We start from the raw sequence: 16,674 nt of genomic DNA, 5'->3' as shown, positions 1-16,674 counted from the left end.
GTTACGGGAGGAGCGAAGGCGGTTCATCTTGCCGCTGCTCGCTCCTTCGGCTTGTCCGATATACGCTCGGGGGCATTCGGTAATGATTGCTGAATGCTCTTGTGAATGCGAAAATATCCGAATAGCCGAGCGACAGCGCGATCTCGGTGATCGAAAAATCGGTTTCCTCGAGCATCCGGGCGCCGTTATTCATCCGCAGCCGCAGCAAATATTGCCCCGGCGAGATGCCAAGCAGCTTCGTAAACGCTACCGTAAAATGCGAGCGGTGAATGCCGACGTAATCGGCGACGTCCTGAACGGAAATGGCCTCATTGTAATGCATGGTCATGAACGTTTCGCTTTCCTTGATCCATTCGTACGCGTTTTTGTCGCGTGCGTGCGCGGGACCGGGCGGTTTGGCGACGATCAGCTGATCGAACACCTCGTACAGCCTGCTAACCCAGCGGTAGTAGCTGCCGCCGCCGGACTTCAGCAGCAAAAATTCGTCCAGCAATTGATGCAGCATCCCCGGTATTCCCGGCGAAATCGCCTTGCGCGCATACGGCCGCTCCTCGGTAATGCCTACGCTTTGCAGCAAATAGCGCACGCCCTCCCCTTCCAGACCGAACCAGATCAGTTGAAGCTGCGGCTTCTCCGGTATAACCCCGTATTCCACCGCCTTCTCCGGAAACAGGCAGAACATATCGCCCTTGTCCAAATAAACGGGCTCCCCGTCCGCCTGAAACATCATCTGACCGTCCAGCACGAACTGCACGATAAAATACGCGTACGTGCGCGGTATCGTTTGGTAATGCGGCTTGGCCACCATCCGGCCGGCGAACATCGGGCATAGGCCGATCGCCCTCTCCAGAGCGGACGGCTTGTAAAACGCCATTTTGGCATATTCGGTCGCATATTCCTTCAAACCGCGCATAGCAGCCCTCCCGCTTCTAAGTGTTATTCCAATTTTACCATATCGGCGGCAGTCGTTGACCGGGAAAACAAAAAGGAAAGGACGTACCTCCGAGGAGAAGTACGTCCGGACGCGAGCAAATCGCGGCAACAAGTTTATTTTTTCGGATTTTCCTGAGTCGCAATATACTGCTTGATCTGATCCTCCAGATCGCGAAGCGCCGTATTAACATCTTTCTCGTTTTTGGCCACCTTGGTAAATTCCGCCTCCATCAGCGTTGTGGCTTTGCTGTAATGGCGCGATAGTCCAGGAGCCGGACCCGATTTCCCCTTAAACATGCCGGTGATGTTTTTCCCCTTTAGCTCGGGCATTTCCTCGCCGAACATCTGGATATACTTCGGATCCTTAAGCGTCGATTTTCGCGCCGTCTTCTTAGCCATAACCGTCTGGACTTCATCGGAAAACAGCACTTCCAGCACCCGCATCTGATCGTCGGGGTATTTGCTCATCTTGGTCGGAATCATCAGATGAATGTTGTACCAGCCGCTTATGTTCGGATTGTCTTTGTAATAAGGCTTCTGAACAATGTCCCAATTCAGATTCGGGATATCCTTGAGCTGCGAGAACAGATTGCCTTGCGGCGCCAGCATGGCGACCGTCTTGTCTTTCATAAACCGGTCGTACATTGTTTGGTAGGAGCCGAGGTAAGGATTGTTCGGCACCGAAAATAGGGTCTGGCCGAGCTCGAACGCTTTCTTGTAAGGCTCACTGTTAACGAGGACGTTATTCGTTTTGTAATCGATATAGGGCAGCGACTTTTGGGCGATTAACGAAAGCTCGGTCGATTGCAGCCCGTAATAATTGACTCCCCCGTCCTGGCGGGACAGCTTGCGGGACAATTCGATCGCTTCGTCCCAGGTCATGCCGTCCTTCGGATAAGGCACGCCGAATTTATCGAAAATATCTTTGTTGTAGTACAAACCGATGACATTCTCGGCGTAAGGAAGCGCGATTAATTCGCCGTTGGCCGAATACTGCCGGATTACGTCCAGCGCACCCTGGTCGAACTTACTCAAGTCGAAATTGAATTTTTTGGCCAGCGGGTTAATGTCAGTGTAGATGCCCTCATCCAAGTGATTGGACAGCTCGCCGTTATACGATACCCAGAAATCGAGCTGCTGCCGGGAAGCTACGAAATCGGCCAAATTTCCCGTGACCTTCTCGACCGTAAGATGCGGGTACTTTTTCTTTACCGGATCGGTAATCAAAGCCTGAAAGTCTCCGGCGGGCAAATACGAGTCGGGCGCGAGTACTTTGAGCGTTACCGGTTCGAGCGGCTTGGCCGGCTCGTTTGCCTTGACCGTTCCGGGTGTAGCCGATGCCTTCGCCCCTTCTCCGCCTTGGCTCGAGCAGCCGAGGGCTGCCGCTGTCATAACCGTCGCCATTCCGGCCGCGAACAATCTGTTCATCTTCATGTTCGTATCCCCTTATTTCAATTCGGCGATTTTCTTGTTGATCTCTTCGTCCGCTTCCCGTAACGCCGTGTTGAGGTCCTTGACTCCTTTGTTGTATTCCTCGAACTTTTTCTGCACGATATTCCCGGCGTCCTTGTTGTATTTGGATAACGCGGGAGCAGGAGCCGCTTTGCTTTTGAAAATCGATTGCAGGCTTACGTCCTTCAAATAATCCGCATCCGCGCCGAATTGTTTTTTCGTTTCCGGATTCAGGAGCGGGGAGCTTCTGATGAATTTTCTGGCGCTTTCGATCTGCACCTCATCCGACGTGAGCGTCGTGAGCACCTGCATCGCCGCGTCCCTGTGCTTGCTTTGCTTGGAAATGAACATATAGTGGGCGTCGACCATACCGAATACGTTCGGCTTGTCTTTGAAGCTCGGGTACTGCGCGATGCCCAGATTAAAACCGTTCTTCACGGCGTCTTTGAGCGCATAAAACAGATTGATGGAGCCGTACATGGCCACATTTTGTTTTTTGATAAAGTCGTCGTGCGACGTCGTCGGGCTATTCCCCGGGATCGAGCTGATCCGGTTGCCAAGCTCGAACACTTTTCTCCACAATTCGTTATTGACGTTTGCTCGATCGGTTTTGCCGTCTACGTAGTCGGGGGATAGCGGAAAAGCTAGCCGGTGAATGTTCTCGTAGCTGAGCCCGCGATACTGGACGTCCCCCTCCATGCGCGTCAGCTTCTTGGCAAGCTCCGCCGTTTCGTCCCAGGTCATGCCGTCCTTCGGATAAGGCACGCCGAACTTGTTGAACAAATCCTTGTTGTAATACAGAGCATTAAATTGCATCGAGTACGGAAGGCCGTACAGATCGCCGCCTCCGGCTACAGCCTTGATCGTTTCAAGCGTAGCCGGCTCAAACCGGTTCAAATCGACCTTGTGCTTCTTGACGAGGTCCGAGATGTCTCCGAGAATGCCGAGCTGCATGAATACGCCGGCGCCGCCGTTCCAGTGAACGAGCAAGTCGGGAATATTGCCTGAGGCAACCGCGTTCTCGACGGAGCTGTTCATTTTTTCGAGCGTAATGTTCGGATGCTTCTTCTTCAAGGGCTCGACAAGCAGCGTATTGAATTCTTCGTCGCTAAGCGGCTGATACAACAAAATTTTCAACGTTACCGGCTCGCTTTTGATCGGTTCGACGGCTTCGACCGCTGGGCCTGCTTCGGCTAATTTCTTAGGCTCCTGACCGCAGCCGGCCAAACCGGTCGCAACGAATAAGCTCAAAGCGGCTTTCCAGACAAACGTTTTCCCCATGTTTCTTTTCATTGGTACCCCCTATATGAGATCTGCAGTTTCTATCAAACCTCTACCAAATCGGTATAGTAGCCGAGAACGGAACCCGCCACTTGCTCCGGGGTTACGCCGTCTTGACGAAGCGCACCCTGTCCCGCATACGTTTCGATCACGTTACCTGTAACCGCTTGCACATAAAACACCGCGCTTTTGAACAAATTGCGCCAATCAAGCGCAAGCGCCTCATTCGGTTTCATATTCGACGCATCCGACACTTCCAGCTTGGAGCTTGATATCCATCTGACGATCGTCACGTTTGTCGTTCCGTCGCCTGCCTTCAAGCTGCCTATCGTGGACGGGTAGTTAAACTTCGTTTTGTACAGCTTGCCGTCCAGCCTGCGAATATATTGGCCTTTGGCGACGGTGGTCGTAACGCCGGGTGACGGGGGCGGTTCGAGAAGCATGCTCGATCCCGGCGTATTTTGTTCCAAAACCATGCCTCTGGACAGCTTATAGCCCGAATTGTTGTCGATATCGGATAAATCGTAGATCGGGTAATACGGCTTGACGCCGGGCGCGCAGCTGATTTCATTGTCCTTTATTTGGTAATCGGCGTTTGACGTGTGGGAATTGTTCAGCGTCTTGATCGTTTGCTTCATATTGTCTGGCTCGGCAGTGTACAGCTCGTATTGCTGGAACAGGTTGCCTTGAATGAGCACCCGGGATACATTGCGGTTAACCCATATCGGCAATTTGGTGTTTTTGAACACGTTGCCGGTTAGCGCCACTTGCCTGATCCAGCTTGTGCTGCCGGTGTCCACATGCAAGGCGATCCCGTTCCCGCCGCAATTCACAATCGTGTTGTGCCGAATATCGAGCCCGGTCGCCTCCACGTTAATGTAAAACTTGATCCCGGCGTCGCCGGAATATAAGCTGTCGGACACGGATCGCGTCCTATATTCGATGTAATTGTCATGAATCGTTACATTCCGGATAGGCGTCGTCTGCACCCAGGTCGGCGTTTGCAGCTTCACGTCGATACCGGCATTAGGCTCGGCATGGCCCTGCTGCATATCGTTGATGACAATACTGTTGCCGGCAATCGTTACAGGCCCGAAATGCCCTTCCGGCAAATTCATCGGCCACAGGAAGATTCCCTTGTTCGACGATTCGATCGTATTGTTGCACACTTTGCAGCCGCGGCCCCCCGGCTCCAGCACGAGCAGATTGTTATCGTACGAGGTGGAAGGGGTTACAAGAATGCCGTTCGTAAAGCCGAGGCAAATGTTGTCGTTGCAATGGCTGTTGTGACCCTGGAATTCGATGCACGTTTCCGGAGTGAATGTGGTCCGGTTCCGGCTGTAAAACAAGTTGTTTGCGATATGGTTGTTCTCCCCCGCGATCCAAAGCGCGGAAATATCGAACCAGCCAAGCGGGAAACGGTCGAAGTCGTATACGATTTCGCAATCTCGAAACGTGCTGTTGTTCACGTCCCCCCGAAACACCCATACTCCGTTCGCGATGACCTTCAGGTTTTCCAATATGTAATTGAAGCCTTCCCCGCCGTTGAAAAAGGTGCGATGACTCGTCCATGCCGCGGAGCTCGTGACGGCATTATCGACGTTGCAATCGAGAGTCAGCTGCTTGAACGCGATATTGCGCAGCACCTTGTTCGGGACCGGATGCGTGAACAATTCGCCCCAGTTGCCCGTGGAGCCGTGAATTTTCAAGATCGAGAGATCGCGGTGCACGCCTCGCACGGTTACATTCGACTTTAGAATAATCGTCCTATTCTTCGCGACAACATGGAAGGTGCCCTGGGGGATGATGAGATAGCCGCCGTTCAAGGAGTCCAGGTAGTTTAAACCTTTCTGGATATAGGGCACATTGTCCGGGATCGATTCGCGGCCGCCGAATTGCTTGAGATCAATCGTATTGTCCTTGACGATTAATTTGGCCTGCAAACCGTTCTGCAAATTGTGAACCGAACCGCCGTCTTCGGCAGCACCCGCCATGGCTGCCGAGATGCTGTAGGCTCCTCCGCCGCCGTCGCCGCGCTCGTAATAGCCAAGCGTCACCACGACTCCGCCTTCCTCCAGATCGTCCATGATTTTCATTGCCGCGACATGATCGGCGAACATCGCTCTCTTCGCCAATTGTGCCGTAACTCCGACCGCATATTCCTGCACCACTTCTTCCGCAACCCGGCGAATCCCCGTCGCGTTCCCATTACCGCTCCCATTGCCGTAAACGCTGTTCGCCACTCCGCCGCTGCCGAGCGCGCTGTCGCTGCCGCCGATCCAAGCCCCTGTTACCGCCGCGGCACCCGCCGCTCCGAGCGTCAGCAGCTTTCTTCTCGTCATCCGGTCGTCCAAGCCCCTCTTCATGGCTTTCCTCCTCCCTATGCGTTCACCGCGAAGGCTACACGTCTGTCTGCGTCCCGATGCATCTCGCCAGCAAATTCCGCGTCATTTGCTGCACGCGCGGATCGGGGCCCTGCGCGCGGCCGAACACGCCCTTGGCCGGAATATGCCCGGGCGGGCTGCTCAGTCCTTGCGCCCACCAGATCGTGCCGGCGTTAAACACCCAATTTCCCTTCGGACCGGGGTATATGACGGCTGCGTGCTTGCCGTCGCCTACTCTCGGGCTCGCGTGTTTTTGCCTTGCCGAAGGCGGCGTCACGCCGGTCAGCTCACTGTGCGCGAGCATCTCCAGGCCTTCGATCTGCTTGAACGGAGCGCCGTGGTATTCCCAGCCGACGAGGCCCGGAATGCCGTCGCCTTCCTTCATGCCGGTGCCCTCGAACACCCAGTGATCCGGATTCGAGACGGTCCAGTCGCCGTAGCCCGGGCCGAATGTCGTACTCCCCATCAGCTCGTATTCGTCCAGAAACCGCTCCTTTCTGGCGAAGGCGCGAAACGGCGCTCCCGTAAGCGTGTTGTCGTACGGGATAATATCGTGATTGACCGCATTGCCGCACAAAAACAGCAGGCTGACTCCGGCATCCCTCGCTGCGGCGGCGTTCTCGTACATTTGCCGGGTCCAGTATTCGTCGTGCCCGACCGAGATGAACACTTTGCAGCGGCCCAGAAGCTCGGGATCCTGATGCAGATCAAGGTTCGAGCAGTATGTCACGTTATACCCCTCCGCCTCGAGCCAGAATGCCAGCGGAAACTCCCACAGCAGGAACGATCCGGAGCCGCACGACAGCGGCTGATCCACAATTTGGCAATACTTGGAGTACGGCCGGTCAAAGCTCACCCTCACCTGAGGACCCATGTACCATAACCCGAGTGTTCCGTCGTCGTATATCGAGTTCATGCCCGGCCATTTGTTGTACGCTTGCCAAGTCAAATCGCTCGTCTGCACAAGGATATCGGTCCGTCGCCGCTCCTTGACGACGAAAACGATGTAGCTCTGGGCGCGGGAGGACGTTTGCCGCGTTAGCTTGACCAGATAAACGCCGCTCCGCCAGTCTTCGGGAATTTGCAGCGTCATGGCCGGCTTCCAGCTGCATTCCCGCAACCGCTCGATCGTCTCCATCGGCACCGGCTGCGCCTCGCCGTCGAACGTGCCGAGACAGCCCATATGCCGCCCGCCGGTCCCTCCATAATAGCCGAGCCGGTAAACATCCATCGTATACCGGCATGCCGGTTCGACGCTGACCATCAGATCGATCGACTCTCCGGGATAAACGCTCGTGCGGGATGCGTATCCTTCGATCGTTCTGGAGCGCAGGCCGCCGATCAGCGACGTTTGCACCGTTTCGGCCGTATCGAAGCGAAACCGCGTCATTTGCCAATCGAGCGTACCCGGCTTTGTATTTTCCTCTGCCGTAGCGTGCAGCATGTTGACCCACTCCTAGAAATCGGATGTACTGTGTTCCCCTACATCATAATCGTTCGCTTAGCGCGGATGAATGCTTGAATGTTCGGCTCGATTTGTTATTTTGTTCGCACGGCGGCACGCAAAAAAATAAACCGTTTCGCGTCGTATGCGAAACGGTTTACGGTTGAAGCCGGGCTTAATGCTTCTGCTGCTGTTGTTGTACGGAAGCCTCGATCCGCTGCATAAACTCTTCGGCCGCACTGTAGCCTTGCAGCCGCAAGTACCAGTTGTTGGCCGCCGCCTCTACGAGCCCGGCCACATCGCGGCCAGGCTGCAGCGAAATTTGGATGTGCGGGATGCGGACATCCATGTAAGTCGTATATTTCGGCTCCACGTCGAGCTCGTTGTACAGCTCGTTTTCCTTCCACTGGGTCAGCTCGATATCGAGCACGATCCGGGTTTCGTCCTGAAATGCGCCCCGGCCGTAAATGCGGGCTACGTTGATTAGCCCTACGCTGCGCAGGGCGAGAAACTCCTTCGTTTTGCCGTCATGGGTGCCGAGTATCGTTTCCGGACTCAGCTTCTTCAGCACGACGGCATCGTCGGCGACGAGCCGGTGGCCGCGGCGGATAAGCGTCAGCGCCGTCTCGCTTTTGCCTACGCCGGACTTGCCCCGCAGCAAAATGCCGATACCGGCTACGTTGACGCATACGCCGTGCACTTGAATTTCTTCCGCGAGCGTTTTCGTCAAAAACGCGTCGACCATACCGATCCATTTCGTAGTCGGCTCCTTCGTGCGGAGAAGCGGAATGCCTTCCTTGTCGCAATGCGTAATCAAATAGCGGAGCCCTTCGATTTCCTGGTTCCACGTAACAACAAAGCAGGGCGGATGATACTGGACGATATGGCCGATCCGGTTGTCCCGCTCCCCTTCGGATTGCTTATGCAAATACGTAATTTCTTTGCGTCCGAGCACCTGCACCCGCTGCTGCGGAAAAAAATCGAAATAACCGACAAATTCAAGCCCCGGCCGATGGACGCGCGATTTGCCGATCGTTCGGTCCAGCCCGGTCTGACCTGCCAGAAGTTCCAGATGGAAGCGATTGACCAAATCTTGCACCGTTATTGATTTCATGGCAGTCGCCAGCACCTCTTTCGTTAAATGGCATGACCTCATTATGGCTTGCTTTTGCCTGTTGTGCAAGCGCCTTTCCCCTGCGTCTCGTGCCGATTTGTTGACATTATGCTTCCCCGGCGGGCGGCAGTTTATGGCCTCGGGTACGGCAAAATATTCCTGCTTTTTCGGGCGCTCCGGCATTTGACAGACGCATCCGCATCCTGTATACTTCTGCTCAATCAAATATGCGCAATTAGGCCGATGATGAGCATCCAACTCGGAGGCGTTTGCGACCGGGATTTGTCCTATCAAAAGTGCGGCTAAGCCGCTTGCGATGCGCCACTGTCCTCTAAGCATACCGGGAACCGCCCCGTTACCGCGGAACCAAGCGGACCGGTTTGCCGGTCAAATTGGGTGGCACCGCGGGTGAATCAGCGCTCCTCGTCCCAAACGACGAAGAGCGCTTTTTTGTCATTTTCCGGAAAAGGACGTGGACGTATGCTGGACATCCGATTTATTCAAGAAAACAGGGAGCGGCTCAAACTTACGGCAAACCAAAAAGGGCTGCCCGACTCGATCGACGAGCTGCTAGAGGTGGACGAACAAAGAAGAAGGCAGCTTGCCGATGTCGAACGGTTGAGACAGGAGCGGAACCGGCTGTCGGAGCAGGTATCGGCGCAGATGCGCGCGGGTGCGCGGGAAGAGGCCGAGCGGACGAAAACCGAAGCGAAGCGGGTAGGCACGATGCTGGCGGACCTGGAGCCGCAGCTCGAGGTGCTGGAGAGCCGGTGCAAGGAGCTGATGCTGTACGTGCCGAACGTCGTTTCGCCGGATACACCTGTTGGCGCTTCGGATGCGGACAATGTGGAGCTGAAACGGGTCGGCACGCCGCCCGTCTTTGATTTCGAGCCGCTCGATCATGTGGCTATCGGCGAATCGCTCGGTTTAATCGACATGCAGCGCGGCGTCAAAGCGGCCGGAAGCCGCAACTACTATTTGCTCGGAGCGGGGCTTCATCTACACCGGGCGGTTCAGCAGCTCGCCGTCGATCTGCTGGTGCGCAAAGGTTTTACGGTTATGGACGTACCGATGCTCGTGAGGGAGGACACGCTGACCTCGGCGGGATTTTTCCCCGGCGGCCGGGAGCAAACGTTCGAGCTGCCCGCGGACGACAAATGGCTTGTCGGCACGTCGGAGGCGTCACTCGTCGCCTACTACGCCGGCGAGATCGTCGACATGTCGCAGCCGATCCGGCTCGCTGCCGTGTCGAACTGCTTCCGCCGCGAGATCGGCTCGGCCGGGCGGGACGTGCGCGGGCTGTACCGCGTCCACCAGTTCGCCAAAGTCGAACAGGTCGTGCTCTGCCAGGGCGATGCGGAGCAGTCGGAGCAGATGCTCCAGGAGATTACGCGGAACGCGGAGGAGCTGCTCGCCCTGCTGGAGCTGCCGTATCGGGTCGTCGCCGTCTGTACCGGCGATATGTCGCAAAAAAACTACAAGCAATACGATATCGAAACGTGGATGCCGAGCCGCGGCAGCTACGGCGAAACGCATTCGTCGTCGAACCTGCACGACTTCCAGGCGCGGCGCGCCGGCATCCGTTACCGCGACGAGGACGGCAAGCTGCGCTACTGCCATACGCTGAACAACACGGCCGTCGCCTCGCCGCGCATCCTCATCCCGCTGCTTGAGAACCATCAGCGCGAGGACGGCACGGTTTACATCCCTCCGGCGCTTCGCCCGTACATGTATGGCATGGACGCGATTGGGCCGGGGTTGTAAGGTGGTTTCGGCGGGAAGCGGAGACTGAGAGAGCCGAGGGCTCGAAGCACGCTGCGGAGGCTGGGCGGCTGGAGGATAACGGAATGCTTTTCCGTTATTTAGGGTAAAAAAGGCGACTCTGCAGAAATAGCGGAACAATTTTCCGTTATATCTGCGGCAATCGCCGAAATGAAGTAAAAAACGTGTGAAGTAAGCCATATAGCGGAAATTTGTTCCGCTATTCTCCTGAACCAGTACGATAAAGGGAGAATAGCGGAATTTTTGTTCCGCTATTTGTTCGCGCGCTGTTCGCCGATGCGAACGTATGGCCGCGACCGTCCGATGCCGTGCGGATTACACACGCGTCCGTAGCCGCATTGGCTTGTGCCTTACATTACCCCGGACGCAGACGTATGGTGCGTACGCCTTACATCACACTGGCCGTAGCCGCATTGTGTGGGAGCCTTACATCACACCGGACGCAGACGCACTATGCGGTACAAGGCCGCCCTGCTCCTTGCCCTGCCCTACGTCCCCCTACTCGTTCGCATTCTCACTGTACGTTTCGGCAAACGCCTCGGCCAGCTCGATCGCCAGCTCCTTGTTCGCGACGAGCCGGTCGAGATCGTCCTGCTCCATATCGACGATCGCCGCGCCCGAGAACAAAGCGAGAAACTGCGAATACCGGATCGGCTTCGACAGCCCGACCGCCCGCGAGAACCGCGCCATTTCACAGGCAAGCTGCGTCAGGGTGACACGAATGTCCATCTGCGCGAACACCCGCTCAAGCGTCTCGTCCGTCTCCTGCCCTTCCGGGTTTGACGCGGCGACAGCGGAAGCATCGTCACCGTCCGGCGCCGCTTCGAAAAACTGTGCCGCTTGCTCCTCGATGCGAGCGATATACGTTTCGGACTCGACATTGCCGCGCAAATCCTCGTAAAACTCCATCTTCTCGTACTCGACAATAAAGCTGCGCGTTTTTTTGGTCCACGATGCATACAGCTTCGAGGCGAGCACCTGCTCCATCGTCCGCTCCGGCGTCGCCCCTTCCCGCAGCAAGCTTTTCGCATATTCGGTCAGTTCCTGGGACAAATCCCAATCGGCGTAAAACTTCGCTTCCTCCTCGGGCGTCATCGGTTTGGCCGCTTCCGGGGGAACGAGCCACTTGGCGTACATGTAGCAGTCGTCACCGTCGATCATCCGCCTCTCGTGCATCGAATAGCCGGCGCTTTCGTACAGCGCCTGCGCCGCCGTCTGCGCTGCGGTCGTATCCAGATGAAGCATCGCAAAGCCGCGCTCCTTCGCCCGCTCCTCCAGCTTGTTCAGCATAAGCCGCCCGCAGCCGCGTCCTTGCAACTCGGGCGCTACGCGCATCCTTCTGATCTCCGCCGTATCGTTCGACGTTGGCCGGAAGGCGCCCATCGCCACGATCTCTCCCTCGGCTTCGCCGACCCAAAACTCGCCGCCGTCATCCGTATAAGCCGCTGCAATGTCGCGCAGGTCATCGTCCCACGGTCCGTCGCCCTTGTAAGCCCCCTCTTCCCGCAAAGCCCGCTCGTGCAGCTCCAGCACCCGCTCCCGGTCGCCGCTCCGGTATAGGCGTAATTCCATGTACAGCTCCTCCTCGGTCAAGCTTATTTATGTCCAGAACGATTCATGGAAACAATGAACTAAAAGTAAATGATACCTCGATTCCTCTCCAAATGGAAGCGATACGCCTCCCGGGAATCTTACCCGCGGAGTGCAGCTGCGCCCAAAAAGCTTACGGGATTCGCACCGGTCCGGCGGCAGCTCGTCACGCTCCGGATGCGACGGAAGATTGTGACAACCGACAAAGCGAAGCCGCTTTTTTCGTTCGGAGCAACAAAGACAACATCTTCCATACTCCCCTATACTAAACGTATTTGAACAAAGCCAAAATTGGGTGAAAACAATGGATCTAACGACAAACGGCGCGGAGCCGCCTCACGGATATCGCCATACTTGGGCGGACATATCGCTGGAAGCGATAACGCACAATACGAAACTGTTCAAATCGAACTTGACGGGCGCCGCCGCCCTCATGGCCGTTGTCAAAGCGAACGGTTACGGGCACGGCGCGGTCGAAACGGCAAAAGCTGCTATCCGGGCCGGCGCGGATCGGCTCGGCGTCGCCATCGTCGACGAAGCTCTTCAGCTTCGCGAAGCCGGGATCACGCATCCGGTGCTTGTGCTCGGGTATACCCCCGCCGAATCGGTGAGCGCCGCCGTCGAAAACGATGTAGAGCTAACCGTATTCACCGATGACGTGCTGGAGGCCGTAACGTCTTGGGCAGAGCGGCTAAAACAGCCTGCCCGGATTCATATAAAAATCGATACGGGGATGAACCGGATCGGCGTGTCGGACCGTGACGAGGCGCTGCGCCTCGCCCGCAAAGCGGCCCAGTCCCGTTTTACGGTGCTCGAAGGCATCTTTACCCATTTCGCCGATGCGGACGGGGAACAGCCGGATTACACGCAGCAGCAGTTCGAATCGTTCCTTGAGACCATCCGCTTCCTAGAGTCGAACGGGCTCCGAATACCGGTCAAACATTGCTGCAACAGTGCGGCGACAATGCGCTATCCACATATGCATCTCGATATGGTCCGGGTCGGCATTGCGCTGTACGGGCTGCATCCGTCCGACCGTACGCGTTTGCCGCAATACCCGCTCAGCCCCGCCTTCAGCTTGAAATCGAAAATCGCTTTTCTGAAGTACGCCGCTCCCGGCCAGCCCGTCGGCTACGGGTGCGCGTTCGTGCCCAAACGTCACAGCCTAATCGCCACCGTTCCGATCGGTTATGCAGACGGCCTGTCCCGCCGAATATCGGGCGCCGGATATGCGCTGGTCAGAGGGAAACGCGCCCCGTATGCAGGCCGGGTATGTATGGATCAGCTAATGCTGGACGTCACTGACGTTCCGGACGTACAGCCTGGCGACGAGGCCCATCTGCTCGGCTGCTCGGAAAACGAATGCGTCTCGGCGGACGACATCGCATCCTGGCTTGGAACGATTAACTACGAGGTCGTCTGCGCCGTCGGGAGCCGGGTGCCCCGGACGTATACCGAAGCTTCGAGCGGGCCAGAGACATAAGGGCTGACACTAGCCGGCAGCTCTCGGTAAATTCGATGGCGAAAAAAAAAAAAAAAATAAGGCTCCTTCCGCATCGGGAGGAGCCTATTCTGCGCTTCCGCTATCCTTATCCGCTATAGGCGAGCCGTCCGCCCGCAACCGGGAAGACAGCAGCTGAATCTGCTCGCGGTATTTCATCACCGTCCGTCGGGAGATGCGGATGCCTTCCGCGGCCAACCGATCCGCCATCTGCTGATCGGATAGCGGATTACGTTTATTTTCGCCGTCGATGTACTGCCGAATGAGCACCTTCACCGATTCGGCCGACGCATTGCCGCCGCTTACGGTCGGCACGCCGCTCGTAAACAAATGTCCGAGCTCGTACAGCCCTTGCGGCGTCTGTACGAATTTATCGCGAACGGCCCGGCTGACCGTGGATTCGTGCAGACCCAGCCGGTCCGCGACCGTTTTCATCGTCATCGGCTGCAAAAAACCGATACCCCGCTGCAAAAAATCGCTTTGCAGCTCCGCAATCGCCGTAAGCACCCGGAGCAGCGTCGCATAACGCTGCTCGACGCCGCGGATGAGCCATTTGGCCGACCGGAGGGAGCCGCTCAGAAACGCCTTCGTTTCCCGGCAAGCCGGATTAGACAGCAGCCGCTCGTAATTGGCGTCGATCGATAGATTTGGGACCAGCGCTGCGTTCCATTCAACCGCAAAACGCCCGTTTTCTGCACGAATATAGGCGTCAGGCTCGATATAACCGACTAAAGATGAGCTAAACCTTAGTCCGGGTCTTGGGTCCAGTCCGCGAATGTAGCCGACTGCTTGCCGTACTTCCTCTATAGTGATCCCGAGCTTATCTGCAATCTTTTTCAGTCGGCCACCAGCCACGTCGTCGAGACAATCTTCGACGATAATTGCCGCACATCCGTTCTCCGGGCGCTTCGAGGCGATTTGCAGCAGCAAGCACTCGCGGATATTTCTCGCAGCGATGCCGGCCGGCTCCAGCATTTGCAGGTGGCGCAGAGCGTCCTCCACTTCGGTTAAGGACTCCCCTAACACGTCGGCGGCTTCTTGGACACTTATCGCCATATACCCGCTGTCGTCCAGATTACCGGCCAGAAAACGCGCAATTCGCATCCGGCGCTGTCCGATCCCGCTTGTGTGCAGCTGCTCAAGCAGCACGGATTCGAGCGTATCCGCGCTGCGGCGGCCCTGGTCCTGGGGCTCGGCCCCGCCACCCTCCCGCAAGCTTCCTCCAGACCTGCGTTTCCTCATTCCCGGTGTTCGCCAGGCTACGGAAAGCAGCGGATTGCCTAACGACTGCTCCTGCAAATAATCGGCAAGCCCCGCAGCGGACAACTGCAAAATGTACAGAGACTGCTTGAGCTGCGGCGATAGGCTTAACTGCTGAGCTTGCGTCTGGCCAAGAGTAGCGTTCATCTTCATCGTCTGCACCTGCCATAGCCTTGGTTGTATGTTATTTCCATCATACACGAAATGGCGGCAAAATCGTGTACTAAAAAGAACCTACTGAACTACCCGGTTAGTTCCGGCCTGCTTCGGCAACGCTTCGCTTCACTGCCATACCTCCGGATTGCCGATATACTCCGGCCGTTCCCCCGCAAGAACACGGAGCATGTTTCGGGCAACGGTCGTTGCCGCGATATAGTTGCTTTCCTGCGTCGTCCCCGCCACGTGCGGCGTCAGGATCACATTCTGCAGCGCAAGCAGCGGATGCTCCGCCGGAATCGGCTCCGGCTCAAATACGTCCAGCGCGGCCCCGGCCAGTTGACCACGCCCGAGCGCATCTACAAGATTGTCTTGATCGACAACGGCACCCCGGGCCGTATTGATCAGCCATGCATCCGGCTTCATAAGCCCGAGCAACCGGCTGTTTACGAGCCCGCGCGTATGGCGGTTTAGCGGAATATGCAGCGAGACGAAATCCGATTTGTGGAAAAGCTCGTCCAAATCGGTCGTCAGCTCCGTCTCCAGCCGCTGCGCCGCCTCCCGCTTCGTATCGTCCGCCGTGCGGGTCCAGGCGGACACTTCCATGCCGAGACCGAAGCGCAGCCGCTTCGCCACCTCACGGGCGATCGTTCCGAAGCCGACTAACCCGGCCGTTTTTCCGTACAGCTCCCGCGTCGGAATGTCCATCCGCGAACCGAAACGCCCCTGCCGCATCTGCTCGTGAAACGGAATGAGCGACTTGGCCGCAGCCATTATAAGCATAACGGTATGTTCGGCCGTTGAAACGGCGTTTACGGCGGGCGCGTGAAGGACCGGAATTCGCTTCGACGTAGCATACGCCACATCGATATTGTCGAGCCCCACCCCCGCACCCGAGATCGCTCTCAGCCGCGGAGCGGCATCGATCACTTCCTTCGTAATACGGGCCGGAGCACGAAGCACGATTCCCTCCGCTTCTCGAACCGTATCGCATAAACAGCCGACGTCATAGTCATCCGTGCGTACGACATCCGCTCCTTCCAGAAGCAACTGCTCTCCTTTTGGGTGATACATGGACAGTACTTGTACGATTTTCGGTTTTCTCATCACAGGTTCTCCCTTATGGCGGCGGAGCCGCTCCCGCTAAAGTTTGTCGAGCGTATCCGCGAATGGCGGCTCGAATCGGCCCTTCTCTCATTTTCCGGGACCCCAAATACGCCCCTCGCTACGTCTCTATGATAGCGTGCAATTCGCAGGCGAGCTATGGCTTCCTTCCACAAAATATGGGCGGACTTGCGCGAGTCTTTCAGTCAGCTTCGACAATTTCCGTCCTCCCGGCTGCCCGCTGAACGCTGGCCCCAAATATCAGCTTAACGGAGCCGTTTGTTCCGCTAAACGCTTCCTTCCCCCGTACGTTCCCTCCATAACGGAACAAGAAGTTCCGCTATGCCCTCAAAAAGAGCCGGATTCGGCTTTATTTGCCCGGTTTAACGGAACTTGCACTTCCGTTATCACCTCGTTTCCAGCCTTCCTGCGCAATAACGGAACCGGCGCTTCCGCTATGCCAGCCCGGTCGACGGATACTCGCCGGAGCTTTCCCGTACCTTGCTTCATCAGAAGGAACCCATTTAGCAGCAAAAAATCCGAATCGTTAAGAAAAACTTCACTTTTTCTTGAAGAACTATTAAGTACCATCGTGTATGATAGAAGTCGCTAAAGGAGCCGTCCCGAGGACGGCTTCGTGTCATGGACAAGGACTATCAGCAAAACCATATAG

Annotated in this window: 11 protein-coding genes; 2 read left to right on the top strand and 9 right to left on the bottom strand. The window is 56.6% G+C overall.

What is annotated here, in order from left to right:
* Position 1: 1 nt before the first annotated feature.
* The 6 genes from D7M11_RS10695 to hprK all read right to left on the bottom strand — a co-directional run bounded on the left by D7M11_RS10695 (position 2) and on the right by hprK (position 8,608).
* On the bottom strand, positions 2-913 hold the full coding sequence (locus D7M11_RS10695) for a helix-turn-helix transcriptional regulator (protein ID WP_120747191.1): 912 nt from the start codon (positions 911-913) through the stop codon (positions 2-4).
* Positions 914-1,047: 134 nt separating this feature from the next.
* On the bottom strand, positions 1,048-2,367 hold the full coding sequence (locus D7M11_RS10690) for an ABC transporter substrate-binding protein (RefSeq protein ID WP_120747190.1): 1,320 nt from the start codon (positions 2,365-2,367) through the stop codon (positions 1,048-1,050).
* 12 nt (positions 2,368-2,379) lie between these two features.
* A complete protein-coding gene (locus D7M11_RS10685; RefSeq protein ID WP_120747189.1) occupies positions 2,380-3,678 on the bottom strand; it encodes an ABC transporter substrate-binding protein in 1,299 nt (432 codons plus the stop codon).
* A gap of 32 nt (positions 3,679-3,710) precedes the next feature.
* Positions 3,711-6,032, bottom strand: coding sequence for a hypothetical protein (locus tag D7M11_RS10680; RefSeq protein ID WP_120747188.1), 2,322 nt, complete (start codon positions 6,030-6,032; stop codon positions 3,711-3,713).
* A 34-nt stretch (positions 6,033-6,066) separates the two neighbouring features.
* On the bottom strand, positions 6,067-7,494 hold the full coding sequence (locus D7M11_RS10675; protein WP_120747187.1) for a N,N-dimethylformamidase beta subunit family domain-containing protein: 1,428 nt from the start codon (positions 7,492-7,494) through the stop codon (positions 6,067-6,069).
* A gap of 175 nt (positions 7,495-7,669) precedes the next feature.
* Positions 7,670-8,608, bottom strand: coding sequence for an HPr(Ser) kinase/phosphatase (gene hprK / locus D7M11_RS10670; RefSeq protein ID WP_120747298.1), 939 nt, complete (start codon positions 8,606-8,608; stop codon positions 7,670-7,672).
* A gap of 480 nt (positions 8,609-9,088) precedes the next feature.
* Between hprK and serS the strand changes: the two genes are divergently transcribed.
* Positions 9,089-10,372 (top strand): serine--tRNA ligase, encoded by a 1,284-nt coding sequence (gene serS, locus D7M11_RS10665; RefSeq protein ID WP_120747297.1) that lies wholly within the window; start codon positions 9,089-9,091, stop codon positions 10,370-10,372.
* Between the two features lie 516 nt (positions 10,373-10,888).
* Here serS and D7M11_RS10660 read toward each other — a convergent pair.
* Positions 10,889-11,962: a GNAT family N-acetyltransferase gene (locus tag D7M11_RS10660; RefSeq protein ID WP_120747186.1), complete on the bottom strand. Its 1,074-nt coding sequence runs from the start codon at positions 11,960-11,962 to the stop codon at positions 10,889-10,891.
* A gap of 322 nt (positions 11,963-12,284) precedes the next feature.
* Here D7M11_RS10660 and alr point away from each other — a divergent pair, with 322 nt between their 5' ends.
* Positions 12,285-13,463 (top strand): alanine racemase, encoded by a 1,179-nt coding sequence (gene alr / locus D7M11_RS10655; protein ID WP_120747185.1) that lies wholly within the window; start codon positions 12,285-12,287, stop codon positions 13,461-13,463.
* A gap of 84 nt (positions 13,464-13,547) precedes the next feature.
* On the opposite strand, the gene rpoN is transcribed toward alr, so the two are convergent.
* Together rpoN and D7M11_RS10645 are read right to left on the bottom strand one after the other, a co-directional pair.
* On the bottom strand, positions 13,548-14,894 hold the full coding sequence (rpoN, locus tag D7M11_RS10650; RefSeq protein WP_120747184.1) for an RNA polymerase factor sigma-54: 1,347 nt from the start codon (positions 14,892-14,894) through the stop codon (positions 13,548-13,550).
* 129 nt (positions 14,895-15,023) lie between these two features.
* Entirely contained in the window at positions 15,024-16,004 is a 981-nt protein-coding gene (locus tag D7M11_RS10645; RefSeq protein ID WP_120747183.1) for a hydroxyacid dehydrogenase, read from the bottom strand.
* Between the last annotated feature and the right edge of the window lie 670 nt (positions 16,005-16,674).

Source organism: Paenibacillus ginsengarvi, from assembly GCF_003626695.1.
Taxonomy (GTDB): domain Bacteria; phylum Bacillota; class Bacilli; order Paenibacillales; family NBRC-103111; genus Paenibacillus_AB; species Paenibacillus_AB ginsengarvi.
This window is presented reverse-complemented; position numbering and strand designations above follow the sequence as displayed.

Coding starts and splice junctions, on each gene's coding strand:
- alr (WP_120747185.1), top strand. CDS start 12,285: ATGGATCTAACGACAAACGGCGCGGAGCCGCCTCACGGATATCGCCAT.
- D7M11_RS10690 (WP_120747190.1), bottom strand. CDS start 2,367: ATGAAGATGAACAGATTGTTCGCGGCCGGAATGGCGACGGTTATGACA.
- D7M11_RS10675 (WP_120747187.1), bottom strand. CDS start 7,494: ATGCTGCACGCTACGGCAGAGGAAAATACAAAGCCGGGTACGCTCGAT.
- D7M11_RS10685 (WP_120747189.1), bottom strand. CDS start 3,678: ATGAAAAGAAACATGGGGAAAACGTTTGTCTGGAAAGCCGCTTTGAGC.
- D7M11_RS10695 (WP_120747191.1), bottom strand. CDS start 913: ATGCGCGGTTTGAAGGAATATGCGACCGAATATGCCAAAATGGCGTTT.
- rpoN (WP_120747184.1), bottom strand. CDS start 14,894: ATGAAGATGAACGCTACTCTTGGCCAGACGCAAGCTCAGCAGTTAAGC.
- D7M11_RS10680 (WP_120747188.1), bottom strand. CDS start 6,032: ATGAAGAGGGGCTTGGACGACCGGATGACGAGAAGAAAGCTGCTGACG.
- serS (WP_120747297.1), top strand. CDS start 9,089: ATGCTGGACATCCGATTTATTCAAGAAAACAGGGAGCGGCTCAAACTT.
- D7M11_RS10645 (WP_120747183.1), bottom strand. CDS start 16,004: ATGAGAAAACCGAAAATCGTACAAGTACTGTCCATGTATCACCCAAAA.
- hprK (WP_120747298.1), bottom strand. CDS start 8,608: ATGAAATCAATAACGGTGCAAGATTTGGTCAATCGCTTCCATCTGGAA.
- D7M11_RS10660 (WP_120747186.1), bottom strand. CDS start 11,962: ATGGAATTACGCCTATACCGGAGCGGCGACCGGGAGCGGGTGCTGGAG.